This window comes from Filomicrobium insigne (assembly GCF_900104305.1).
In the GTDB taxonomy this organism is placed as follows: Bacteria; Pseudomonadota; Alphaproteobacteria; order Rhizobiales; family Hyphomicrobiaceae; genus Filomicrobium; species Filomicrobium insigne.
This window is the reverse complement of record NZ_FNJC01000003.1, coordinates 676,443-699,883: the sequence shown is the minus strand read 5'-3', so window position 1 is coordinate 699,883 and position 23,441 is coordinate 676,443. Positions and strand designations below refer to the sequence as shown.

General features: G+C 57.0%; 21 protein-coding genes. 5 read left to right on the top strand and 16 right to left on the bottom strand.

Going from position 1 to position 23,441, the window contains the following annotated elements; genetic code table 11:
• Positions 1-36: 36 nt before the first annotated feature.
• Both BLS30_RS13355 and cysE read right to left on the bottom strand, forming a co-directional pair.
• A complete protein-coding gene (locus tag BLS30_RS13355) occupies positions 37-252 on the bottom strand; it encodes a DUF3126 family protein (protein ID WP_046478618.1) in 216 nt (71 codons plus the stop codon).
• Positions 253-318: 66 nt separating this feature from the next.
• Positions 319-1,140 (bottom strand): serine O-acetyltransferase, encoded by an 822-nt coding sequence (cysE, locus tag BLS30_RS13350; RefSeq protein ID WP_046478619.1) that lies wholly within the window; start codon positions 1,138-1,140, stop codon positions 319-321.
• Positions 1,141-1,540: 400 nt separating this feature from the next.
• Between cysE and BLS30_RS13345 the strand changes: the two genes are divergently transcribed.
• Complete coding sequence (locus BLS30_RS13345; protein WP_170832471.1) at positions 1,541-2,518, top strand: polysaccharide deacetylase family protein; 978 nt, start codon at positions 1,541-1,543, stop codon at positions 2,516-2,518.
• On the top strand, positions 2,515-3,039 hold the full coding sequence (locus BLS30_RS13340; protein ID WP_090229325.1) for a GNAT family N-acetyltransferase: 525 nt from the start codon (positions 2,515-2,517) through the stop codon (positions 3,037-3,039). The genes BLS30_RS13345 and BLS30_RS13340 overlap by 4 nt, the downstream gene beginning before the upstream one ends.
• A gap of 7 nt (positions 3,040-3,046) precedes the next feature.
• On the opposite strand, the gene acuI is transcribed toward BLS30_RS13340, so the two are convergent.
• The 6 genes from acuI to BLS30_RS13310 form a co-directional block, all read right to left on the bottom strand.
• The gene (gene acuI, locus BLS30_RS13335) at positions 3,047-4,036 is read right to left on the bottom strand and encodes an acrylyl-CoA reductase (NADPH) (protein WP_090229323.1); all 990 of its coding nucleotides are present in this window, start codon (positions 4,034-4,036) and stop codon (positions 3,047-3,049) included.
• 750 nt (positions 4,037-4,786) lie between these two features.
• Positions 4,787-5,134, bottom strand: a complete 348-nt coding sequence (locus BLS30_RS13330) for a hypothetical protein (protein ID WP_046478621.1) — start codon at positions 5,132-5,134, stop codon at positions 4,787-4,789.
• Between the two features lie 179 nt (positions 5,135-5,313).
• Positions 5,314-8,004: a methionine synthase gene (gene metH, locus BLS30_RS13325; protein ID WP_090229320.1), complete on the bottom strand. Its 2,691-nt coding sequence runs from the start codon at positions 8,002-8,004 to the stop codon at positions 5,314-5,316.
• Positions 8,005-8,139: 135 nt separating this feature from the next.
• The gene (locus tag BLS30_RS13320) at positions 8,140-9,201 is read right to left on the bottom strand and encodes a homocysteine S-methyltransferase family protein (protein ID WP_090229318.1); all 1,062 of its coding nucleotides are present in this window, start codon (positions 9,199-9,201) and stop codon (positions 8,140-8,142) included.
• A 75-nt stretch (positions 9,202-9,276) separates the two neighbouring features.
• Positions 9,277-10,191, bottom strand: a complete 915-nt coding sequence (metF, locus tag BLS30_RS13315) for a methylenetetrahydrofolate reductase [NAD(P)H] (protein WP_090229315.1) — start codon at positions 10,189-10,191, stop codon at positions 9,277-9,279.
• Between the two features lie 54 nt (positions 10,192-10,245).
• Positions 10,246-11,274 carry an ArsR/SmtB family transcription factor gene (locus BLS30_RS13310; RefSeq protein WP_244466772.1) on the bottom strand — a complete coding sequence of 343 codons (1,029 nt, stop codon included), beginning with the start codon at positions 11,272-11,274 and terminating at the stop codon, positions 10,246-10,248.
• Between the two features lie 134 nt (positions 11,275-11,408).
• Between BLS30_RS13310 and BLS30_RS13305 the strand changes: the two genes are divergently transcribed.
• Together BLS30_RS13305 and BLS30_RS13300 are read left to right on the top strand one after the other, a co-directional pair.
• Positions 11,409-12,071 (top strand): hypothetical protein, encoded by a 663-nt coding sequence (locus tag BLS30_RS13305; RefSeq protein ID WP_090229312.1) that lies wholly within the window; start codon positions 11,409-11,411, stop codon positions 12,069-12,071.
• Between the two features lie 188 nt (positions 12,072-12,259).
• A complete protein-coding gene (locus BLS30_RS13300; RefSeq protein WP_046478624.1) occupies positions 12,260-12,862 on the top strand; it encodes an ABC transporter substrate-binding protein in 603 nt (200 codons plus the stop codon).
• 88 nt (positions 12,863-12,950) lie between these two features.
• Here BLS30_RS13300 and ettA read toward each other — a convergent pair whose 3' ends face one another.
• The 5 genes from ettA to BLS30_RS13275 all read right to left on the bottom strand — a co-directional run bounded on the left by ettA (position 12,951) and on the right by BLS30_RS13275 (position 17,983).
• Positions 12,951-14,609, bottom strand: coding sequence for an energy-dependent translational throttle protein EttA (gene ettA / locus BLS30_RS13295; RefSeq protein WP_046478625.1), 1,659 nt, complete (start codon positions 14,607-14,609; stop codon positions 12,951-12,953).
• A 92-nt stretch (positions 14,610-14,701) separates the two neighbouring features.
• Positions 14,702-15,271, bottom strand: coding sequence for a hypothetical protein (locus BLS30_RS13290; RefSeq protein ID WP_090229309.1), 570 nt, complete (start codon positions 15,269-15,271; stop codon positions 14,702-14,704).
• 125 nt (positions 15,272-15,396) lie between these two features.
• Positions 15,397-16,164, bottom strand: a complete 768-nt coding sequence (locus BLS30_RS13285) for a CPBP family intramembrane glutamic endopeptidase (RefSeq protein ID WP_052743949.1) — start codon at positions 16,162-16,164, stop codon at positions 15,397-15,399.
• A 38-nt stretch (positions 16,165-16,202) separates the two neighbouring features.
• Complete coding sequence (locus BLS30_RS13280; RefSeq protein WP_046480450.1) at positions 16,203-16,826, bottom strand: 2OG-Fe(II) oxygenase; 624 nt, start codon at positions 16,824-16,826, stop codon at positions 16,203-16,205.
• Between the two features lie 116 nt (positions 16,827-16,942).
• Entirely contained in the window at positions 16,943-17,983 is a 1,041-nt protein-coding gene (locus BLS30_RS13275) for a mitochondrial fission ELM1 family protein (protein WP_244512432.1), read from the bottom strand.
• A 208-nt stretch (positions 17,984-18,191) separates the two neighbouring features.
• Between BLS30_RS13275 and BLS30_RS13270 the strand changes: the two genes are divergently transcribed.
• Entirely contained in the window at positions 18,192-18,671 is a 480-nt protein-coding gene (locus tag BLS30_RS13270) for an Lrp/AsnC family transcriptional regulator (RefSeq protein WP_046478627.1), read from the top strand.
• A gap of 21 nt (positions 18,672-18,692) precedes the next feature.
• On the opposite strand, the gene greA is transcribed toward BLS30_RS13270, so the two are convergent.
• The 3 genes from greA to BLS30_RS13255 form a co-directional block, all read right to left on the bottom strand.
• Positions 18,693-19,166, bottom strand: a complete 474-nt coding sequence (gene greA / locus BLS30_RS13265; protein ID WP_046480454.1) for a transcription elongation factor GreA — start codon at positions 19,164-19,166, stop codon at positions 18,693-18,695.
• 115 nt (positions 19,167-19,281) lie between these two features.
• Positions 19,282-22,563 (bottom strand): carbamoyl-phosphate synthase large subunit, encoded by a 3,282-nt coding sequence (carB, locus tag BLS30_RS13260; RefSeq protein ID WP_090229307.1) that lies wholly within the window; start codon positions 22,561-22,563, stop codon positions 19,282-19,284.
• Between the two features lie 182 nt (positions 22,564-22,745).
• Positions 22,746-23,363 (bottom strand): hypothetical protein, encoded by a 618-nt coding sequence (locus tag BLS30_RS13255; RefSeq protein ID WP_090229304.1) that lies wholly within the window; start codon positions 23,361-23,363, stop codon positions 22,746-22,748.
• Positions 23,364-23,441: the final 78 nt, after the last annotated feature.

The following is a 23,441-nucleotide window of genomic DNA, read 5'->3' as shown; positions in this document are numbered from 1 at the left end:
ATCGCTTTGTTTAAATGCTCAAGCTTGGTGCGTAATTCACGCGTCCTCGAGATCCATCTCTAGGATGGCCATTTGGAACTGATATTCGGTCTCGCCGTCTTCCACGATTTTGTAGAGCGTGGCGACAAATTCATTGGCGATGAACACCTCGGCCATATCGTTCTTTTTAGGCTGCGGCCGAACTTCAAGGCTCGGGGCGCCGAACGTCTTTCGCAAATAGCCTTGCAGGCGCTCGATCTCGGTTTTCGTCACCGTTTACGTCTCCAGTTCTTATAGGTCGTTTTGCCGGACGAAAGTCCGGCACTCGATGTTGCGCGATTATTCTCCAGGCAGATCCTGGTTCATCGAACGCGCAGGCTCAGAGCATCCTGCCGGACCAACGACTTTCGCTGGAACACCGGCCACTGTGGTTTCGTCGGGGACATCCCGCAGCACGACACTGCCGGCGGCCACGCGCGAGCAATTGCCGACACGGATGTTTCCGAGAATTTTGGCACCGGCGCCGATCAGGACGTTGCAGCCGATCTTGGGATGGCGATCCCCGCCCACCTTGCCGCTGCCGCCAAGGGTCACGCCGTGCAAGAACGAGCAATTGTCCCCAACCACGGCGGTTTCACCAACCACGAAGCCCGTCGCGTGATCAAGCATGATGCCTTGGCCAAAACGCGCGGCGGGGTGGATATCCACGCCGAAAAGCTTCGATGACTGGCTTTGTAAGTAGAGTGCAAAGTCGCGACGTCCTGCGGCCCATAGCTCGTGGGCGAACCGGTACGTCGTGATGGCGTGAAAGCCCTTAAAGTAGAGGAGCGGCTCGATATAGCGCTGGCAGGCAGGATCACGATCATAGACTGCAGCGAGATCTGCGCGGAAGGCGATGCCAAGTTCCGGCTTTTTGGTCAAAACGCCCCGGAAGATATGGCTGATAAGGCCCCCATCTACGTCGGAGTGATCCAGGCGCTGTGCAAGCCGGTGCACGACAGAATCTTCAAGCGAACTTTGACTCAGGACGGTTGCGAACACAAAGCTGCCAAGGGCTGGCTCGCTCCCCATGAGTTCCTCGGCCTCGCTACGGATTTGCGACCAAATAGGGTCGTGTGTCTGCAGCGTGTCAGAACGGGCTTGTGGATTTGGTGACGCCATAGCGACCTCGACGGGTGTGCTGGTCAGGGTTTCGTCTCGGGCTGTAGGACCGAGCCGTAACGATCCGATGTATTCAAGTCAATGTAGAGATCGGTGAGATGATTGCCAGAGTGAGTGCTGAAAGCCCCTTATTGTAGGGGTTGTGAGGCGGTTCGGCGCAGTGCGGTCTACATTTTGTCACTAGGGTTTAACGCAGTCTAAGGCTAAAGCATTAGCCAAATGCGGTGGGCAGGCGAGAACTGAGTTGCTGATACCGAAATGCGTTTTACGTCTCAAACGACCTTTTTTCGCCTCGCTGTGCGGAAGGGGGCGTATCCCTGCTATTATCGCTGCTGCTGCCTTAACCTTGGGTATGGTCACGCAGTCGGGTGTCCGCGCGCAGTCGGGCGATGATATTCACATGCCTTCGTTTGGGGATAGCCGGCTTCTGTCAGCGTGTTTTTCACCTAGTGCGCTCAAAGGACAGCGCGGTGAAATCAAGCCGGTTAAGGGCGTCAGGACCTTCGACGCGACGACAGCGGCGCGTACCTTGGCGGCTCATTCGCCAATCCCGGCTGGATTATCCGGGGCCATTCGTCGGGTAAATGTGAGGAATGGTGCCAAGCTGATCGCCCTCACGCTCGATCTATGTGAGCAGACCGGAGAGATTGCCGGCTACGATGGTCCCATTATCGATTACCTTCGTGAGAACCAGATCAAAGCGACCCTGTTTACGGGCGGCAAGTGGATGCGATCGCATGAACTGCGGATCCAGCAGCTCATGGCCGATCCATTGTTTGAGATAGGCAATCACGGCGAAGCCCACCGCAATCTCAGACTCTTGTCACCGCGTGCTCTTGGGGCTGAGATTGAAGGTCCGCAGCGGGCTTATGAGGCAGCCAGGGAGGGCTTCGCGAAAGAGCAGTGCGTTGGGAATGTGCCGGGTGGATTGTCGACCGTTCCGCCGCGGATGGGCCTTTTTCGCTTTCCGTTCGGCGCGTGCAACGCTCAATCCCTGAATGCCGTAAACGCGGCGGGGCTTCTTGCTATTCAATGGGACATCTCTACGGGCGACCCCGATCCCAATACGAGCGCCAAGGCGATCGTCAACACCGTGATGAGAAAAGTGAAGCCTGGTTCCATCATCATCGGGCATGCCAACGGGCGTGGCCATCATACGGCGGCGGCATTGTCGCAACTCATCCCGAAGCTTCGGGCGCAAGGCTATAAGTTTGTGACGGTGAGTGAGCTCTTGGCTGCCGGCACGCCGGAAATCGTGCCGACCTGTTATGATTCACGTCCGGGGGACACGGATCGTTATGATCGACTGCCGTTTCAGAAGCGCGCTACGACTGCCACAGCGCGTCCAGCAGCGGGAGCTGGAGCGGCGGACAGATGACGGCGCGCTATTCGGACCTGCCCTATGAAATTGGTTCGGTCGTTGCGCGGTGCGGACGTCAAGAAGCAGTAAGGCTTGAGGCTCTTTCATCGGATTGTGCCGATTATTTCGGAGCGCAATTTTCAGCAATGACGCCGTGGGCCGAGTATGGGTTTTCGCATCAGGATCTCGCTAAGTTCCTGGCGACTTCCGAGGTCGGTGCGGCGCGCATACTGATTAGGGTTGCCGAAGCTCCTGCTGGTGTCGCTGTGATCCGAGGACAGTGGCTGCGTGGCTCCTACCTGCATTTCCTTGGCATTCTCCCGGCCTTTCAGGGACGCGGTGTTGGGGCCGCTGTCCTGTCTTGGTGGGAAACGCATGCGCGCGGCTTCGGTGATCGCAACCTTTGGATCACCGTGTCCGAGTTCAATACGCCGGCGAGATCATTTTACGGGCGACAGGGTTTCAAAGAGGCAGCAGAAATCCCGGGGCTTATTGAAGAGCCTCATTCCGAGATCCTGCTGCGTAAGCGCCTTATCTGAGTTTGCTCTACTCGATCTCGAGAACGACGCGCCCGCGAACTTCGCCGGCCAGGATTTTCGGTGCTAACCCAATGACGTCAGCTAAGGGATGCGTCACGGTGAGTTCGCTAAGCTTGCTGCGGTCCAGGTCTCGGGCGAGACGATCCCACGCTTCCACACGTTTGGCTTTGGGCGCCATAACGCTATCGATTCCGCATAGCGTAATGCCGCGTAGAATGAACGGCGCTACGCTTGCCGGAAGATCCATGCCTTGTGCGAGTCCACATGCAGCAACGGTTCCGCCGTAGCTCGTCATGGCGATAGCATTGGCAAGTGTGGTGCTGCCGGCAACGTCAACGGCACCGGCCCAGCGTTCTTTCCCAAGTGGCCGAGCTTTTCCGGACAGCTCGCTACGATCCATTATTTCAGCGGCGCCAAGTCCCCTTAGAAATTCCGTCTCGCTGGTCCGGCCGGTGGATGCGATGACGTGGTAGCCCAACCTGGCGAGCACTGAGACGGCAATAGATCCGACGCCACCTGCGGCGCCCGTGACCAGGACCGGGCCGGATGCGGGGACGACGCCATGGGCTTCGAGTGCTAGAACGCACAGCATTGCCGTGTAGCCAGCTGTACCAATTGCCATAGCCTCAGCGGCAGTGAAGGCTGCGGGTCGGTGGATCAGCCAATCGCCGTTTACGCGTGCGTATTGGGCGTAGCCACCGTGATGCGTTTCGCCGACACCCCAGCCGTTTAGGATCACAGCATCACCGGGTTTGAAATCAGGGTGATTCGATTCGGCTACGGTGCCTGAAAAGTCGATTCCGGGAATCAATGGCCAGCGGCGCACGATGGGCGCGCGCGCCTCCAAAGCGAGGCCGTCCTTGTAGTTGATTGTCGAGTGGCTGACGCGAACCAGCACATCGCCTTCCATCAGGTCTTCAGTGCCGAGTTCCACCCAGTCAACTGATTGGCCACCCTCGTCTTTTTTCGAAATCATCAAGGCCTTGAAGCGGTCCATCCAGAAGTCCTTTCAGGCAGTTTACTGGGGCTCAAAGAGCGGCTAGTTCACGCTGAAAAATGGTCGGTTTCCTGGCATATCGTCGACCAAATTTCCGGGTGCGAATACGATGGCGTTATAATTTTTTTGCAGGAGGCCTGCGCAATTTTTTTGCGATGCACAGGTGGGAAAAGCCACACCCGGATTGCACAACTTTGCGTGTATTCAATTCTTCGAAAATCTTAATGGTTACCGACAAGTTGCTGCGAAACATCCTGATGACGAAAGTCGTTAAATTGGAATGGATCTGTATACATAAGCAAGCTGATCGTCGTGTTATAAATAGCTCTACTGAAGCTGCCTAAATGACACGCTGCGAAATGCCTAATTCCACTGCAACGCAGCAATTTTTTCGCTTGTCTCACTTTTAAACACGCAACTAGGATCTGCCAATGGTGTGGTTCTGACTACACTAGGATAGCTACCGTTTATCGGTACAAGGAGGCAACGATGACGCTGCAGATGCGACTTAATTTATTAGCCGCTATCATCTCCTTCGGTTTTCTGGCTGCCATCGTGCTCGGCGCCATCTAACGAAGGGACCGTTGGCTTACCAAGCGGCGGATGATGCTGCAGATATAAAAATCAAAGCCACTCAAGGGCAGAAAATACAAAGAGGCGTGGAACCGGACGAGTTCCGCGCCTCTTTCGCGTTTGGAGTCTGATGTCAGGTAACTCGGCGAAGTTTCAAGGGGCCGCCAGCGCTCGCGATCAACGGCGGGCGAGATATCCCAGGATCGCACCCGCAAGTGGAATGAATTGTGGATTGATTGCTCTGGGAATGCTGACGCCGAATGCCGGAAGGAACACCACGATCGCGGCACCGATGAGAGCGCCGACAAGAGCGGTGGCGAGCGTTGGCGTGCCGGGCATCCGCACGTCTTTCAGAACGAAAGAAAACAGGACGCCAATAATCCACACGATAAGAGCGTAGATCGCCGCTTCGATTGCCGCAGTCGCCAAGCTTCCGAGGTTACTCGGGATGTAGCTCATGACTTTCGGCATGCCGAACCAAGCGGCAATGATTTGCAGGATGACGAGAACGAGGTATCCGAGCATCGTTTGGCCCTCACACTTGGCGTGCAGCCCCCCACGGGCGCAAGTTGCCGTTATCCTCGCGGACTAGCACAGCTGTGGGTTTGGGGAAACGATGCAAACGATGTCGGACGAATTTGTGCCTGGGCACACGTCCGTCCGACACACTTTTGGGGCCCGGCCGAATAGTCAGCCGGGATTGATCAGGCGACTTTCGCGCTACGTTCACGCCGCGGGTCGTAATTGAGAATCGGGGCCAGCCAGCGTTCGGCTGTTTCGATGCTCCAACCCTTGCGCGCGGCGTAGTCCTCGACCTGATCGGCTTCGATCTTGGCGACACCGAAGTAGTGGCTGTCGGGATGCGCGTAGTAGAAGCCCGAGACGGCGGAACCGGGCCACATAGCGTAGCTTTCCGTCAGCTTGATGCCTGTCTGTTTTTCAACGTCCATCAATTCCCACAGCGTGGACTTTTCTGTGTGATCGGGCTGTGCCGGGTATCCCGGTGCCGGACGGATGCCGCGATACTTCTCAGCGATCAGTTCTTCGCTGGTCAGTTTTTCGTTGGGAGCGTAGCCCCAAAGCTCGCGGCGTACTTTTTCGTGCATGGCTTCGGCGAAGGCTTCGGCCAGACGATCAGCCAGCGCCTTGAACATGATCCGCCCATAGTCGTCGGTCTTCTTGAAATGGGCTTCCAATGCTTCTTCTTCGCCGATGCCGGTGGTGACGGCGAAACCGCCGAGGTAATCCGCAAGACCCGTCGATTGCGGCGCGATGAAATCCGCCAAAGCCGAGTGCGCGCGTCCGCGATTGTGATCGCGGGCGATCTGCTGGCGCAGGGTGTGGGCGGTGGCGCGGACGTTTTTGCGATCGTCGTCGTCGAAGAGAAGGATGTCATCACCGACAGCATTCGCTGGCCAGAAGCCGACAACGGCATTTGCCGTCAGCCATTTGCCTTCGACGATACGATTTAGCAGTTCCTCTGCATCAGCGAAGAGCTTGCGCGCTTCGGGGCCGACGGTGTTGTCGTCCAGAATGGCGGGATAGCGGCCGCGCAGTTCCCACGTTGAGAAAAATGGGCTCCAGTCGATGTAGGGGACCAGATCCGCCAGCGGATAGTTTGAGAACGCCCGCGCGCCCGTGAATGACGGCTTCGGCGGTTCATAGTTCGGCCAATCGATCTCGAAGCGGTTGTCGCGTGCGGCCTGCAGCGTTATCCGGTTTTTCTTGGCTTCGCTGGCATGGTGCGCTTCACGGACCTTTTCATATTCCGCTTGGATGTTCTCTACGAATGATCCGCGATCGTTGTCAGACAGCAGCTTGGAGACAACACCTACGGCGCGGCTCGCGTCGAGAACGTGGATTGCCTGGTTGCGTTCGTAGTTTGGCGCAACCTTGACGGCAGTATGTACGCGACTTGTTGTGGCGCCGCCGATCAAGAGTGGGAGCTGGAACCCTTCGCGCTCCATTTCAGCTGCGACAAAGCACATCTCATCGAGAGAGGGCGTGATCAGGCCAGATAGGCCAATGACGTCGACCTTCTCCTTCTTTGCGGTTTCAAGAATCTTGGCGGCCGGAACCATGACGCCCAGATCGATGACTTCGTAGTTATTACACTGAAGCACGACGCCGACGATGTTCTTGCCGATGTCGTGCACGTCACCCTTTACGGTGGCCATCAGAATCTTGCCTGCGGCAGGCTGATTAACGAGCCCCATTTCCTGCTTTTCCTTTTCCAGGAAAGGCTGCAGGTAGGCGACGGCCTGCTTCATAACTCGTGCAGATTTGACCACCTGTGGGAGGAACATTTTACCCGCACCAAACAAATCGCCGACGACGTTCATGCCGGCCATGAGCGGCCCTTCGATGACATGAAGCGGGCGTTCGGCTTGCTGGCGGGCTTCTTCCGTGTCCTCTTCGATCCAGTCGTTGATTCCGTGGACAAGAGAATGTGTGAGACGATCCTGAACCGGCTTTTCACGCCATGAGAGATCCTGTTCGCGCTTTTTGGGTCCGCCTTCGCCCTTGAAACGCGGTGCCGCTTCAAGCAACCGGTCGGTCGCATCGGGGCGGCGGTTCAGGATGACATCTTCGACCAGTTCACGCAGATCAGCCTGAATGTCGTCATAGACAGCCAGCTGACCCGCGTTGACGATGCCCATGTCCATACCCGCCTGGATGGCGTGGTAGAGGAACACAGAGTGCATCGCCTCACGGACGGGATCGTTGCCGCGGAAGGAGAACGACAAGTTCGAGACGCCGCCCGAAACATGTGTCAGCGGCATCTCTTCCTTGATACGGCGCGTCGCTTCGATGTAGGCCACGCCGTAGTCATTGTGCTCTTCGATGCCGGTTGCGACGGCGAAGATGTTGGGATCGAAGATGATATCCTGCGGTGGGAAGCCGACTTTTTCGGTCAGCAGCTTGTAAGCGCGTTGGCAGATGCTGAATTTCTGCTCGGCTGTTTCCGCCTGTCCCTGTTCGTTAAAGGCCATAACGACCACGGCGGCACCGTAGCGCAAGATTTTGCGCGCTTGTTCGAGGAAGGGACCTTCACCTTCCTTCATTGAGATCGAGTTGACGACGGCCTTGCCCTGTACGCACTTGAGGCCTGTTTCGATGACGCTCCATTTGGAGCTGTCGATCATGATTGGGACTTTGGAAATGTCCGGCTCTGACGCGATTAGGTTGAGGAACGTTTGCATCGCCTTTTCAGAGTCGAGCAAACCCTCATCCATATTGACGTCGATCATCTGTGCGCCGTTCTCGACCTGCTGTCGAGCAACGGAAAGCGCTGCCGTGTAGTCGTTGGCTTCGATGAGCTTTCTGAATTTCGCGGAGCCGGTGACGTTCGTGCGTTCGCCGACGTTGATGAACCGCATTGCTGCTGATGTCATTTACACTTCAACGGACTGATGGGTCCGCCGCCTTTCGCGTTTCTTTCCCGATCTTATCGGCATTTGCCGCAACCGCTTACTGGGTTGATCGAATTCAATCTTGATGGAGGCTGTCCGTGAGTCGATGGGACGAGATCACCCATGTACGAATGGTTCGAGCCCTGACAAGCGCATCTTGGGAGCGATTTCTGGAACCTCACGAGGGGCGTGTTTTTCAACGTGCTCGCGGACGTGCTGGATGTGTTCTGGCGTTGAGCCGCAGCATCCACCAACGATATTCAGTAGACCGTCCTCGGCCCAGGGTTCGAGCAGACACGCCATCTCGTGAGGTGTTTGATCGTATTCGCCCATGGCGTTCGGCAGGCCGGCATTGGGGTAGGCCGACACCCGTGTATTCGCGACGTGGGCAAGTTCAGCCACGTAAGGACGCATCAACTCGGCACCCAACGCACAGTTCAACCCGATCGAGAAGGGTTTTAGATGCGCCATCGAATACCAGAATGCTTCTGCGGTTTGCCCAGAAAGCGTGCGGCCGGAACGGTCCGTGATCGTACCTGAAATCATGATTGGGAGTTCGACGCCTAATTCATCGAACACCTCGAGGGTGGCATATCCTGCGGCCTTGGCGTTCAAGGTGTCGAAGACCGTCTCGATGAGGATGATGTCTGCGCCACCATTTACCAAGCCGCGCACCTGCTCCGAATAGGCTTCGCGCAGGACATCGAAGGAAGTGTTGCGAAAGCCGGGATCGTTGACGTCCGGAGATAAGGAGGCTGTGCGGTTCGTCGGGCCAACGGCGCCGGCAACAAAGCGGGGTTTGTCCGGTGTCTTCTTCGTCCATTTGTCGGCAGCAGCGCGGGCGATGCGTGCTGCCTCAACGTTGATCTCGTATGACAGCTCTTCCATCTGATAGTCGGCCATCGAGATGCGCTGTGCGTTGAACGTATTCGTTTCGAGGATGTCAGCGCCCGCGGCGAGATATTCCTCATGAATTTCCATGATCATGTCTGGCTGGGTGAGCACCAACAGGTCGTTATTGCCCTGCACGTCGCACTTCCAGTCATTGAAGCGTTCGCCGCGATAGTCGGCTTCGGTCGGTTTGCGTCGCTGGATCATGGTGCCCATGGCGCCGTCGATTATGAGAATTCGCTTTGCGGCAGCAGCTTCCAGTGCGGCCCAGCTCGGCTTTCTTTTCATTGTTTTTTATGACTCCATTCTTTTGTTCGCTTGGGCACTCGCCTCGTTGAGCGTAATACAGTTGGGTGCCGTGTTTCAGGCGGCATTTGCCTTTGCTTTTGCGCTATCGACCGGCGCCGGCCGCAGGCCTAGCAAGTGGCAGATCGCGTAGACGAGATCGGCGCGGTTCAAGGTGTAGAAGTGGAAGCTTTTGACACCTTCATCCACGAGTCCCAACACCTGCTCAGTGGCTACGGCGCTCGCGACGAGGTGGCTGGTCTTTGGATCGTTCTCAAGCCCTTCGAAACGGCGCTCGATCCACGCCGGTATCGTTGCGCCTGTCTTTCGTGCAAAGCCTGAAACCTGCGCGAAGTTGTGGATCGGGATAACGCCTGGTGTAATGGGAACCCAAATCCCTGCAGCGCGTGCGCGCTCAAGGAAGCGCAGGTAATAGTCGCCGTCAAAGACGAACTGCGTGATGATGCGATCAGCTCCAGCGTCAACCTTCGCTTTCAGGTTTTCTATGTCGGCGTCGAGGTTGGCACTTTCAGGATGGCACTCGGGATAACCTGCCACTGAGATCTCAAACGGTGCGATGGACTTGAGCCCGCTGACCAGAGCCGCAGCATTGGCATAACCACCCTGTGTCGGAACATAGTGATCGCCGACGCCGCTGGCAGGGTCGCCGCGCAGTGCAACGATATGGCGGACACCGGACGTCCAGTAATCACGGGCGACGTCATCGACTTCAGCCTTCGTGGCATCGACGCAGGTCAGATGTGCTGCTGGTTTCAGGTTCGTCTCCTTTATGATGCGGGAGACGGTGGTGTGCGTGCGCTCACGCGTGGAGCCGCCGGCACCATAGGTGACGGACACAAACTCCGGGCGCAAGGGTGCCAGTCGGTGGATGCAATGCCAGAGCGTTTCTTCCATCTTCTCTGTCTTAGGTGGGAAAAACTCGAACGAAACGTCGATCTCTCCGTCTCCCACCAACCTGCTCTTGGGTTCCATATGCGGTCTCTCCTATTTCTTGAATGACGGATGCACGCTCGACGCGCATCGTCGTCACGCCGCTTCGGACTTTTCTGCCAGCCAAAGCGAGACTGTTAGGTTGTCGGTTTTGTCGCCGTGTTGTGGTGAGGGCGGCAAATGGCGGGTCGTGACAGGCTTCAAGCCGCTATCGGCGAGCCAGTTCGTCATGGTGTCTGTTCCAATGCCGAGGCGCTCGTGGGCGTGATCGCGTAGGAATTCGAGCTCATGTGGTGCGAAATCGACGATCAACAAACGGCCGCCTGGGCGAAGTATGCGGGCTGCCTCGTCCAGGGCGCGCTGAGGATCTGACAGGTAATGCAAGATCTGGTGCATGACGACGACATCGGCTTCGTCCGGCATAAGTGCAAGGTTGTAGATGTCTCCGTGGCGCACTTGTGCGTTACGTAAGCCAGCGTTGTCGATCTTGCTGCGCGCATAAGCGAGCATGGCCTGGTTTATGTCGATGCCGACGGCGCGTTGATAACGTTCGGCTAACAATTCGAGCGTTCGACCGGTTCCAGTCCCTAGATCGACAAGAAACTCTATTGGGGCTGGCCCGAGCGCTTCGCTCATGGCCGCTTCAACTTCCGCTTCGGCGACATGAAGCGAGCGGATTTGGTCCCAATCGCTGGCATGGCGCTCGAAGTACTGTTGGGCAATGGCTTCGCGATCGCGCTTCAGGTGTTCGGCACGTTCTCGGTCCCGAATTACGATGGGGTCGTTGAGGTCCGCCATCGCCAGTAACACGGAAGCCAATCGGCCGTTTGCGGTCCTATCGGACAAGTGGAAATAGACCCAGCTTCCCTCGCGGATGCGCTCGATCAAGCCGGCTTCGACCAACAGCTTCAGGTGCCGGCTGAGCCGAGGTTGGCTCTGGCCGAGGATCTGCGTCAGGTCCTTAACGTTGAGTTCGCCCGACGTAAGCAGCAACAGAATGCGCAGCCGCGTAGGTTCGGCCGCTGCTTTCAGGGCTATCACCATCTGGCTCGTAGCCAGTGGCAGCCGCGTTGGGGACAGATCGTTCATGACGGCAATAGATATAAAGATATCTTTATATGTCAAGCGATATGTCGTCTTCTTCAAGCTTGCTGGCTGATCGCGCGTCGCGAAGGCTTAGGTTTGGCTTAAGACCTGGCAGTTATGCTGGCTTTTAGTGTTTCCCAACCGCTGTGCCGCTTCAGATTTCTTGCTTGCTCATGCCATTTTCTTCCTTCGAAACGGTCTCAATCACCGCGCATCGTGATGGATTGCCGGCACACATAGAACAGCGCGTGTGCAACACCGCAGCTCTTGCGCAGCTTTTCTTCCTGCTTCCGGTTCTAGGATTGTTTGCCGCGCCTTATCTGGTGCTGGGTGTTGGTTTTGTTTCTGAACCAATCTTTTCAGAAGTCGTCGCAGAGCGCCCGAGCGCCTTTCTTGCCATCCTTGCTGGTTTCGGAATGGGCGGCATTTTACTGGGGTTGCCGACTGTCAGATGCCTGCGCCGGCTAGGGAAACGACGCGAAATCACTCTTACGAATAGCTATGTTGAAGTCGACGACCGGAACCTTTGGGGGGCGAGCAAATGGGGGTGTCCGCTCCGCGAGTTCAGTGGCGTCACTCATCACATACGTACCAATGTGTCAGGTGTGCGCCATGAGCTGATCCTTGTGCACCCTGTTTCGCGGCGCTGCCTATTGTTGCGTATTGGGGATCAAATCAGCCTGGAGGACACCCAGAGTCTGGCGGATCTGCTGGGATTGCCGATGCTTTCAGCGTCGGCCCTCTTTGCTCGGCGATCGCCTCAGGGCACATCTTCAGGCGACTTTGCAGGTCAACATCGCAGTATTGAGATCAGTGAGGGGATCCGTTGCCCTTAACTTGCCATCTAAGCTCAGTAGCAGGTTTAATGTGCTTTTTTTGGCACGCGGGCGTGCCGTCATTTGGGTTCAGATAAGTTTGACGGGGCGGGGTAGGCATGAAGATTGTATTTTGCCAACCATCAATCAGTTATCGCAGGCCAGCGATTGGACTGCCAAAACAAGCGCGTAGCGCCATGGAGATGTTCATGACCATTGCCCGTTTGCGTTCGGGTCACGGTTTCTTACGGACTCGGTTCGGGGTGTTGGTGCTGGCCAGCATCGCAATGGTCAGTTTCGGAATGGGCGCTGCGCGGGCCGAACAGCCAGTTCAGTACATGCAGCGTGTGGCCAATGAGCTTGTCACCGCCGCACGCCAGGGCACGAGCGATGCCTTCATGCAAGTCATGGAACGGCACGCGGACCTGCCCTCTATCGGGCTCTATTCCCTAGGGTCTTATGCCAAAGCTCTGCCGAGCAGCGAGCGCACGTCCTACTATTCAGGGATGATGTCGTTCATCTCACGCTATGCGGCGTCGCAGGCACCTCAATATCCCGTCGTCAAGGCGGTTGCTATCGGTCAGACGGAAGAAACACGGTCTGGCGTTTACGTGGATAGCGTTGTGACAATGCGTGACGGCACCTCATATGAGGTGCGTTGGTGGCTGATCCGCCGTGGTAGCTCCTTTAAGGTTGGCGATGCGGAAGTTATGGGCTTTTGGGCTCGCGAGCAGCTCAAGCGGCTTTTTGAGACTTACATTTCGGAGAATGGCGGAAACCCAAAAACTTTGGTTCTCGCGCTCAACCGTTGACAATCAGCACGGCTTGAAAAATTACGCCGCCCGAAAGGTCTGACCATCGGGCGGCGTTTTCGTTTCTTGCGCTTTGAAGTTCGCGCGATTAGCGCTCGAAGCGCTTGTATTTGATCCGGTGAGGTTCGACTGCGGCGTCGCCAAGGCGACGCTTCTTGTCTTCCTCGTAAGCTTCGAAGTTGCCTTCGAACCATTCCACGTGACTGTCGCCCTCGAAGGCGAGGATGTGCGTAGCGAGACGATCAAGGAAGAAGCGGTCGTGGCTGATGACCACGGCGCAGCCTGGGAAGTCTTCCAAAGCAGCTTCGAGTGCGGAGAGGGTTTCGGTATCAAGGTCGTTGGTCGGCTCGTCGAGGAGGAGCAGGTTGCCGCCCTCTTTCAAAAGCTTGGCAAGGTGGACGCGGTTGCGCTCGCCACCCGAAAGCATATCGACCCTCTTTTGCTGATCGGCCCCCTTGAAGTTAAACCAGCCGCAATAGGCGCGTGAAGGAACTTCCTTCTTGCCGCCGAGCAATATCTGGTCGAGGCCGCCGGAGATTTCTTCCCAAACAGTCTTCTTGGGATCGAGGTGATCGCGCGACTGGTCGACGTAAGACAGCTTCACCGTTTCGCCGAGTTTAAAAGTTCCAGCGTCGGGTGTTTCCTGGCCGGTGATCATCCGGAATAGCGTCGTCTTACCGGCGCCGTTGGGACCGATAACGCCTACAATGCCACCAGGAGGAAGCTTGAAGGACAGGCCGTCGATAAGCAGGCGATCGCCGAAGCCTTTCGTCACGCCGTCGGCTTCGACCACGACGCCGCCAAGGCGTGGACCTTGAGCGATGTGGATGGTGGCGCGGCCAACATCCTCGCGACCAGCTTCCTCGGCCAGCTTTTCATATGCCGTAATACGGGCTTTGGATTTCGCCTGACGTGCCTTGGGGCTTGAACGGATCCATTCCAACTCGCGGCTGAGTGCACGCTGCTTGGCTTCTTCCTGGCCCTTTTCGACTTCGAGGCGCTTCGCTTTCTGTTCCAGCCAGCTCGAATAGTTACCGTGGTAGGGCACGCCCTGGCCACGATCCAATTCGAGGGTCCACTCGGTCAGGTTATCGAGGAAGTAGCGGTCGTGCGTTACGAGAATGACGCAGCCGGCGTATTCCTTGAGGAAGCGTTCGAGCCAGGCGACGCTTTCAGCGTCGAGGTGGTTCGTCGGCTCATCGAGCAGGAGAATGTCGGGCTTCGACAAAAGTAAACGGGTCAACGCGACGCGGCGCTTTTCACCACCTGACAGCTTGGTGACGTCGGCATCGCCCGGCGGGCAGCGCAATGCATCGAGGGCCTGTTCGACCTGTGTGTCCAGATCCCAGAGGTTCTGGGCATCGATCTGGTCCTGGAGAGCCGCCATCTCGTCGGCGGTTTCTTCGGAGTAGTTGGAAGCGATCTCGTTGTAGCGGTCGATGAGTGCCTTCTTTTCGGCGACGCCTTCCATGGCGTTGCCAAGCACATCCTTTTCAGGATCGAGTTCGGGTTCCTGAGGCAGGTAGCCGACCTTGACGCCATCCGCGGCCCAAGCTTCGCCGACGAAGTCGGTCATCTGGCCGGCCATGATCTTCAACAGTGTCGATTTACCGGCGCCGTTGAGACCGACGACGCCGATCTTGGCGCCGGGTAAAAATGATAGGGAAATGTCCTTCAGGACCTGCTTGCCGCCCGGATAGGTCTTGGACAGCTTGTGCATGTGATAGACGTATTGCGGGTTCGCCATTTAATTGGGCGCCTCTCTCGCTGGATTGTTCGGGAGTCTTGATCTGCGCCGGTTCTAGCCGATCGCGCGGCGCGGCGCAAAGGGATGCCTTACTAATCCCATCGAGCGCTTGAACGACTGATGGAGCCGTCAGTCTCGCGGTCAACTGTATCCTGAAAAATCAGGAGCGCTTCGGAAAATCTTCTCACCGCACGCAACGACTGAATTATCACCGAAGCGATAAGTAAGGCCGGCAAATAGAATAGAGCTGTCGCCGCGTAGGTTGCCAATAGCTCCGTTGTTCCGTGGATGCTTTCGCGGCTGGACAAAATACCCCAAGACATCAGTACTACGATCACTGTTGCCTGCAGACGGACTAATTGCGTTCGTCCACTCCTGACCATCAGTGCGAGGGCAAAAGGTACAAGTGAACCAGCGAACAAAAAGCTTCCAATAATCAGCAAATTAAGTGACCAAAATCCGTTTCCAATTGGCATGAGGAAGTCCACGAGGCCGGGTCGGTGGACGCAGGAAATCACTATGGCCGTGCAGGATAAGGCCGCGTGCAGGAGTATAATTGTCAAGGCAGTTGCCCGATCTACCAGGGTGCCCCGAAAAGTTCGATCCGCCCACAGCACCAGCAGGCCAGATAAGAAACCAGAAATTATTGTCTCGGACGACATTGGCGAATTCCGTATTGGTGTGCGTGTGGACTTGCCATTGTTCTCTTTTTGTTCCAGTTGAAATTGGTTAAAATATGGACTCCCGTGTACGAGTGTGAGCGCATAATTGCGCAGCGAGAGGCCTCTCAAAACGCCCATTTGATCATGGAGAAGTTCGAGACGCCGGTGAAGAAGTAGTGGCCGAGGCCGACGGTGAAGACGAGCCAACCCCAAAGGGTGTGTTCCAGCCAGACCGCCCAGAAGGATCGTGTGGCTTCGTAGCGGTAGGCCAGCAAGGTGCCGATGACGGCTGTCCCGGCGATTGCGATCCAATTGCCGAAGAGAAAATGGGCAAAGCCAAAAAGGATGCCGTTGGCGAGAATGAGCGCGCCGCGTTCCTCTCCGAAGAGGGGGCCGTAGCGGTGGAAGAAGAAGGTGCGATAGACGAGTTCCTGCACCGGCACGGACAACATCGGGTACAGGATCATAATCCTTTCCCATGTCTCCGGACGTTGAAGTGGGAAATTGAGGTAACGCGCTGGCATCTCTTGCGCGACATATGCTGCGACCATGCCGCCCGCGATGGCGCAGATCGCGAGCATGGAAAACAGTTCTTTCGGACTCGGCAGACGGATCAGCTCGCGCCGCAGGTAGAACGTCCGGTCCCAAAGCAGAAAAACAATAAAGGCGAGTAGTACGGGCTGCAAAACGACAAACAACGGGACGGATTCGCTGTGTACAGCGTAGTCCAGCGCGATAGGCAGTCCGATGAAGAGCCCCAGCATTTCGATGAGCAGGAGGAGACGTCGCAAAAGCGATGGGACGGCATAGCGCTGTTCGCGCGGCAAAGTTCCGCCGGCGGCGAGGCCGGGCTCTCGGAGCAATAAGCGGTTTGTGCTGGATACTTCCGCCATTCTTCGCCGCACACCTGCCTTGTCAGAGCGGATTTCCGTTAGCTGGCGGCTGTCATCTTTTTGACGGCGGCTGAAAGCGAATGGCGGATCTTGTGCCAGCCCTTGCTGCCTTCGCTGGTCATCCAATTCATTTGCAGCGAGCGCCGCTGGCCTTCGAAGGGATGATGACCATGCCAGGAATTGTCCGAGCGTTTGAAGACTAGGAGAGTGCCGTTGTCCGGAGGAACTTCAGCGACGTAATCGTCCACGTCGGTTCCGTTACGCAGGATGCGCAAGCGCCCGCCGTCCTGGTTCCAGTTCTCATTGAGATAGAGCAGGACCGTGATGATCTTGTCTTTTGAATCCGTATGGATGCGGCCGTCTTTCGCTCGCGTGTAGCCACGCAGGGAGTACATCTTCGGGCGGCCTTCAAGCTCGACTGCAAACTTTTCTTCGATGGCACGCTGGAAGTCAGGGCCGTCCAGCTCCTCGATGACCTCTTTGATGGTCATGTTGGATTCGAGGCTTTCGATCGGGTAGGAGCCACCCTTTTCGATATTCGGATAGGTTTCGGTGATTTGGCGGATACTGTCCGGCGACAGGAACCCAGGTACGATCGTGTGGAGATAAGGCTCGGTCTCGAGGCTGGCGTCCCGGAGAGCGTTAAGGTTCAAGTGCGCCATGCGGATCATCCCTGATGCTTGAAAAAGGGGTTCCTGATCGTCGTCTGTCGTCTTAGCTAGGGCAATGTTCTGCCGGAAATGGGGCCGCGCGCCCAGTTAAAAGACCGCGCGCCTTCTTAACTCATAATACCCGAGAGCATCTGCTTACGCTTTGCGTAGCGGTGATTGATCTCACCGGCAATCCGGGCGGCGGAATCAAGCGGTTCATAAGTCCAGTTTTCGAGGTTTTCAAAGACTGTCGGCAAGGGCCGTGTGGCCCCATGCTCGGCCAATCCCTGGTGAAAGCGCGCGAACTTCGCCGAACCGCCGGACGGCGTGAATATGTAAACGGGCTTTCCAGTGGCGCAGGCTTCACCGCACATGTTTACGCTGTCCGCCGTCACGATAAGAATATCGGCAGCGGCCAGAAAATGTGGATAAGGATTGGCGCCTTCGCCCGTCCAGAGGATGCGAGGGGCATCGCGCGTGGCGTCCTCGGCGGCTGCGATGAGGCGTTGGTGAGTTCGCCGTGATGGCGTGATCAGGAAACTGGCCCCGAGTGCGGATAAGGATCTGAGACTGGCCGCGAAACGTGCGTCATCATCCTCGGTAAATTTGTAGACGCCGTTCTTTCCACCTAGAACAACGGCGACGCGCGGGCTTGGCAGGACTTTGATTTCGTCAGGTAGTTCGTCGGCCAGCTGCTTCAAGCGCGCCGGCGTGAAGCTGTGCGGAGAGGTCAGGGTCGCCAAGACATTGGGGCCGCGGCGCTTATCGTGTTGCGGTACCCAAATCAAATCAGCGGTGCCGGGGCCTGATTTAGGGTCTTGAAGAACGACGGTGTATGTTTGGGGACCCGCAAGTTTCTTGATGGCACGGATATAGGGAATGCTGGCGCGCCCTGTGGCAATGGCGACGGCGGGCCAAGGTGGTGCAAACACGCTGCCGGGCTGCCCCAATTTTGCTGCGGGATCGACTGGTCCCCAAGGCGCCAATATGCGCCAGATCCCCGATGGGTCGACGTCCTTCATCACGTAGTCGAGGCCCAAAGCATCGGCGACGCCCTTGGCCTGGACCACCATGCCAGCTTTGCCATCGGTGATGATCCAGCCCTTTCGTCCAGCCAGAGAACTGGCTGGGGCGGGTGATTGACTGGAAGGTTGTGTCATGTCGGTCATACGGCGGTTTTGACTGTTACTGCGCCTATTGTCGAGTGCGCAAAGGGTCTGAGTGTCTCTTTGCGAGAACTCCCGTTGCCCCATAGGCGGCATACGCTGGTGCGCAATATTATTTCTCTCGTTGATGATAAGGTTGCGCATTATTGCGCCTTGCCCGGCGTTATCCTACCGTCAGGCTGACCGCTGTCCACGCTAGTCCAGGATTGTGATGGGACACACACTCGATACCATTGATTGGAAAATACTGCGGGAGCTCCAGAGCGATGGTCGAATCACGAACGTCACGTTGGCGACCCGCGTTGGACTTTCCGCGCCCGCGTGTTTGCGTCGCGTGCGTGCGCTGGAAGAGTCTGGGTTAATCGCCGGCTACACGGTGCTTCTAGACGAAGTTGCGCTGGGCTTTTCGCTCACGGCTTATGCAATGGTTGGATTACACAATCAGGCCGAAAGCGATCTTCGGGCGTTTGAAAATTTGATCCTGAGCTGGGTATACGTGCGCGACGCTTACATGTTGTCCGGTGAAACGGACTACATGCTGCGCTGCGTCACCCGCGATCTAGCCGAAATGCAGGAGTTCGTTCTCAACGAGCTTACCGCCGCCCCAAACGTAGCGAGCGTGAAGACGTTCTTGACGATCCGTCGCGTCAAACGGGAGCCTGGCATCGCGGTGAAACTGCCGACGGGTTAGCCCTGTCGGCAGCCGCCCAGACTATTTCCAGTCAATGTTGAGAATTTCGAACGAACGGGCCCCTTTAGGCGTCGTCACCTCGGCAGAGTCGCCTTTGGACTTGCCGATGAGTGCACGTGCGATAGGCGAAGAGATCGAGATCTTTCCGTCGCGCAGGTTGGCCTCCAGGTCGCCCACAATCTTGTATGTCACCTCTTCGTCGGTGTCTTCGTCGACGAGTTTGACTGTAGCACCGAACTTCACGGTATCGCCGGACAGCGTCGATACGTCGATGACGTCGGCGCGCGAAAGCTTGTCTTCAAGCTCCGCGACCTTGGCCTCGTTCAAGCCCTGAGCTTCTTTCGCGGCGTGATACTCCGCATTTTCGGAGAGATCGCCGTGCGCCCGCGCTTCCGAGATCGCTTGAATGATGCGCGGGCGTTCTTCCGATTTCAGGCGGTGCAGCTCCTCTTCGAGCCTGCGGAACCCTTCGGTCGTCATGGGCACCCGTTCCATCGCCATAGCTTAACGTCTCCTGCGTGGCCCGGCTGATTGGCCGGGACCAATAGACTTTCTGTCAGTGTACGCGTTTTGAGGTTGCTGCCCAGCATTACGCTCAGGCTGCGAGGGACTAACTTATGCGGCTTGTAAAGCTCTGCAACGGCGCAACTTTGATACCGTCTCCCTTCAGTGCCCTAATTGCGCGGGTGACAGCAACTGCGCCGGCAAGGGTTGTATAGTATGGAATGTGGTGAAGCAAGGCTGTTCGGCGGATATCCTTAGAATCCGCAAGTGCCTTGGCTCCTTCAGTTGTATTGAACACTAGCTGCACCTCGCCATTTTTCATGGCGTCTACGATATGTGGCCGTCCTTCGAGGACTTTATTGACCACTTCGCAAGCAACGCCGTGCTCCTCCAAGTAACGCTTCGTCCCTCTCGTCGCGAGGATTTTGAAGCCCATCGCCGACAATTCTTCCAAGGGCGCAACAATACGAGCCTTGTCGGACTCTTTTACTGAGGCGAAGACTGTTCCGGCGAGGGGTAGCGGTTGGCCGCCACCAATCTGGCTTTTGCAAAAAGCCATGGCAAAGTCCGTGTCAATGCCCATGACCTCACCGGTCGAGCGCATTTCTGGGCCCAGAATTGGGTCAACACCGGGGAAGCGCGCGAATGGGAAGACAGCTTCCTTGACCGCGATGTGATTGAGCTTCGGCGTCTTGAGATTGAAGTCGGCCAGCGGACGACCCGCCATGATCTGTGACGCAATCGCTGCGATGGGGAGACCGATGACCTTCGCGACGAATGGTACCGTGCGCGAAGCCCGCGGATTGACTTCCAGGATGAAGACTTCGCCATCCTTGATTGCGAACTGAATGTTCATCAGGCCGACGACGTTGAGCGCGATTGCCAGGTCCTGCGCCTGACGTTCCATTTCGGCGATGATAGTCGGGTCAAGAGAGTGAGGTGGTAGAGCGCAGGCGGAATCGCCAGAGTGGATCCCGGCTTCCTCAATGTGCTCCATAACACCCGCAATGAACGTGTCCTTGCCATCCGACAGACAATCCACGTCAACCTCGACCGCGTCCGACAGGTAGCGGTCAATGAGTAGCGGGCGGCGGTCGGAGACGATCAGCTCGGAAGGCCGATCCAGGGTAGCGGACAGGCGCGTGATGTACCGATCGATCTCATGGCCGTCATGGACGATTTCCATGGCGCGTCCACCCAACACGTAAGATGGCCGGATGACGACTGGATAGCCGATCCGATCGGCGACGGCGCGTGCTTCGCCGGGTGTTCGTGCAATGCCGCTGGCGGGTTGCTTGAGGCCCAGTTTCTCGATCAGTTCCTTAAAGCGGTCGCGGTCTTCCGCAAGGTCAATGGCATCGGGCGACGTGCCAAGGATCGGGACGCCGGCCTCTTCGAGCGCAGCGGCGAGCTTCAGCGGCGTCTGACCACCGAACTGAACGATGACGCCCTTAAGCTTGCCATTCTTGGATTCGGTACGGACGATTTCAAGCACGTCCTCCGCCGTCAGCGGTTCGAAGTAGAGGCGGTCGGACGTGTCGTAATCGGTTGAAACCGTTTCCGGGTTGCAATTGACCATGATGGTTTCATAGCCCGCATCCGTTAGGGCGAAACAAGCATGGCAGCAGCAGTAGTCGAACTCGATACCCTGGCCGATCCGGTTCGGACCGCCGCCGAGGATAATGATCTTTTCGCGATCGCTGGGCTGGGCTTCGCAAGCGGGTTCATCCACCAAGCCGGACTCGTAAGTGGAGTACATGTAAGCGGTCGGAGATGCGAACTCTGCGGCGCATGTGTCGATGCGCTTGTAAACCGGCGTTACACCGAGCGACACGCGCAGGTTTGTAACGTCAGCTTCTGACATCTTCGCGAGCGTTGCCAACCGTCCGTCTGAGAAACCCATTGCTTTGAGCACCCGCATTTGGCGTGCGGATTTCGGCAGGCCATGGGCTTTGATCCGCGCTTCCATGTCGATGATTTCCTGCAAACGCGCCAGGAACCAAGGATCGATCTTGCAGAACGCGTGGACCTGCTCGTGATCAAGGCCAAGCCGTAGGGCTTGGGCGACCTTCAAGAGGCGGTCAGGTGTTGGTCTGGAGACGGCAGCACGGATGACATTCTTGTCGTCACCCTGGCCAAGTCCCTCAAACTCGATATCGTCGAGTCCCTGCAGGCCTGTCTCCATCGAGCGGAGCGCTTTTTGCAGGCTCTCGGCGAATGTACGACCAATCGCCATGACTTCGCCGACGGACTTCATCGATGTGGTCAGTGTGGAGTCGGCGCCCGCGAATTTTTCGAACGCGAAGCGGGGAATTTTGGTGACGACATAATCGATCGTAGGTTCGAACGAGGCGGGTGTGGCTCCCGCTGTGATGTCGTTTTCCAATTCATCGAGCGTGTATCCAACTGCAAGCTTCGCCGCGATCTTTGCGATCGGGAAGCCTGTTGCTTTGGAAGCCAACGCAGAGGAGCGAGACACGCGTGGGTTCATCTCAATGACGACAAGACGGCCGTCTTGAGGGTTTACGGCGAACTGGACGTTAGACCCGCCGGTTTCAACGCCGATCTCGCGCAGCACCGCGATGGAGGCGTTGCGCATGATCTGATATTCTTTGTCAGTGAGGGTCAGCGCCGGTGCGACCGTAATGGAGTCGCCGGTGTGTACGCCCATCGGGTCGATGTTCTCGATCGAGCAAATGATGATGCAGTTGTCAGCGGTGTCGCGAACAACCTCCATCTCATATTCTTTCCAGCCGAGAACGCTTTCTTCCACGAGCACTTGGCTGGTGGGCGAAGCGTCCAAGCCGCGCTCAATGATCTCGAAGAACTCTTCGCGATTGTATGCTATGCCGCCGCCTGTGCCGCCCAGCGTGAACGAAGGCCGGATAATGGCTGGCAGGCCAACGAATTCCAGTGCGGCTGAGGCTTCGTCGCGATTGTGCGCCAGTTGGGAACGTGGCGTTTCCAAGCCGATTTTCCCCATAGCCTCGCGAAACAGCTGACGGTCCTCGGCCTTGTCTATGGCCTCCGCATTCGCGCCGATCAGCTCAACGTTCAGTGCAGCGAGCCGACCCTGCTTGAAGAGAGTTAGGGCTGTGTTGAGCGCGGTCTGGCCTCCCATTGTCGGGAGGATTGCGTCGGGGCGTTCGATCTCGATGATCTTGGCGACGACATCGGGTGTAATCGGCTCGATGTATGTCGCGTCGGCCAGATCGGGATCGGTCATGATCGTGGCTGGGTTCGAGTTGACCAGGATGATCCGATATCCTTCGGCCTTCAGCGCTTTACAGGCCTGAGTGCCGGAATAGTCGAACTCGCAGGCTTGCCCAATAACAATGGGCCCCGCGCCGATGATGAGGATGGACTTGATGTCTGAGCGTTTCGGCATATCGGGGGCGTCTTCTATTGCAGGGCAAGCTCTTTGGCTATAGGGCGCTTGCGCATGGTTTGTCGCGGTCGGCCGCGAAGCGGGCGATTTTGAGAATGTAGAGTAAAGATTGTGGTCGTCGTTGTTTTCAGGCAGCAACCGGCAGCTGCTGCCTATGTTGTCGTGCGGGAGAGATCCGCGCTCTAATTGCTGGTGGCCGGGGGCTCAATCTTGATCGAGTCCGGATAAGTGTACTTCGCCGTGAAGAATGGGCGCTCGGGTTTGCCGACAGGCGCGACCTCGTTGCGAACCGGGCGACCTGTTTCAGGATCGACGTAAAGCCGGCGTACCGGTAGCCCTTCAGCATGGTTGCCATTCTTCTCAGGTTCGGTGCCTACGTAGAGCTTCATTGGGCGGCCGTCTAGTTCCGCGTCTACACCGCATTTGTAGCTTAGCGGATCCTTAGGCGGCTCAACGACGGTTTGCCTCATTTGCTCGTGGAGTTCCTCTGCAAAATCGTCCGGCATGACCTTCCAGCCTTCTCCGTTATTGGACCAGGCCTGATTGCCGATCAGAATAATTTCGCTCGGCTTTGGGTCCGTGAGCGATTTCGCGGTCTGATGCAGCTTATTGGGCAGAACGTAGTCGACGGTCATTTGCACGAGACCGCGTTCGTTAATCAGGTTCGAAACCATGCGGAACGCGCCAGCTTCGCGTTGTTTGGCAAAAGCCGCATCGACTTCTTCGTTGCATGTGGCGGCATGTGCGGTGGCCAGCGGAAGTGATAGAGCAACAAGCGTGAGGGCGAGCAATCGGCGCATAATATTAACTCCGTTGGGAACCGTCGGGCTGCAATCTTTAAATCCAAGGGCGAGGGAGCAGGCAAGCCTACCGATTTC

Coding starts and splice junctions, on each gene's coding strand:
- BLS30_RS13290 (WP_090229309.1), bottom strand. CDS start 15,271: ATGTCGTCCGAGACAATAATTTCTGGTTTCTTATCTGGCCTGCTGGTG.
- BLS30_RS13300 (WP_046478624.1), top strand. CDS start 12,260: ATGACCATTGCCCGTTTGCGTTCGGGTCACGGTTTCTTACGGACTCGG.
- BLS30_RS13340 (WP_090229325.1), top strand. CDS start 2,515: ATGACGGCGCGCTATTCGGACCTGCCCTATGAAATTGGTTCGGTCGTT.
- BLS30_RS13345 (WP_170832471.1), top strand. CDS start 1,541: ATGCCTTCGTTTGGGGATAGCCGGCTTCTGTCAGCGTGTTTTTCACCT.
- metF (WP_090229315.1), bottom strand. CDS start 10,191: ATGGAACCCAAGAGCAGGTTGGTGGGAGACGGAGAGATCGACGTTTCG.
- carB (WP_090229307.1), bottom strand. CDS start 22,563: ATGCCGAAACGCTCAGACATCAAGTCCATCCTCATCATCGGCGCGGGG.
- BLS30_RS13320 (WP_090229318.1), bottom strand. CDS start 9,201: ATGAAAAGAAAGCCGAGCTGGGCCGCACTGGAAGCTGCTGCCGCAAAG.
- greA (WP_046480454.1), bottom strand. CDS start 19,166: ATGGAACGGGTGCCCATGACGACCGAAGGGTTCCGCAGGCTCGAAGAG.
- ettA (WP_046478625.1), bottom strand. CDS start 14,609: ATGGCGAACCCGCAATACGTCTATCACATGCACAAGCTGTCCAAGACC.
- BLS30_RS13285 (WP_052743949.1), bottom strand. CDS start 16,164: ATGGCGGAAGTATCCAGCACAAACCGCTTATTGCTCCGAGAGCCCGGC.
- cysE (WP_046478619.1), bottom strand. CDS start 1,140: ATGGCGTCACCAAATCCACAAGCCCGTTCTGACACGCTGCAGACACAC.
- BLS30_RS13270 (WP_046478627.1), top strand. CDS start 18,192: ATGGGACACACACTCGATACCATTGATTGGAAAATACTGCGGGAGCTC.
- BLS30_RS13280 (WP_046480450.1), bottom strand. CDS start 16,826: ATGGCGCACTTGAACCTTAACGCTCTCCGGGACGCCAGCCTCGAGACC.
- BLS30_RS13255 (WP_090229304.1), bottom strand. CDS start 23,363: ATGCGCCGATTGCTCGCCCTCACGCTTGTTGCTCTATCACTTCCGCTG.
- BLS30_RS13275 (WP_244512432.1), bottom strand. CDS start 17,983: ATGACCGACATGACACAACCTTCCAGTCAATCACCCGCCCCAGCCAGT.
- metH (WP_090229320.1), bottom strand. CDS start 8,004: ATGACATCAGCAGCAATGCGGTTCATCAACGTCGGCGAACGCACGAAC.
- BLS30_RS13305 (WP_090229312.1), top strand. CDS start 11,409: ATGCCATTTTCTTCCTTCGAAACGGTCTCAATCACCGCGCATCGTGAT.
- BLS30_RS13330 (WP_046478621.1), bottom strand. CDS start 5,134: ATGCTCGGATACCTCGTTCTCGTCATCCTGCAAATCATTGCCGCTTGG.
- acuI (WP_090229323.1), bottom strand. CDS start 4,036: ATGGACCGCTTCAAGGCCTTGATGATTTCGAAAAAAGACGAGGGTGGC.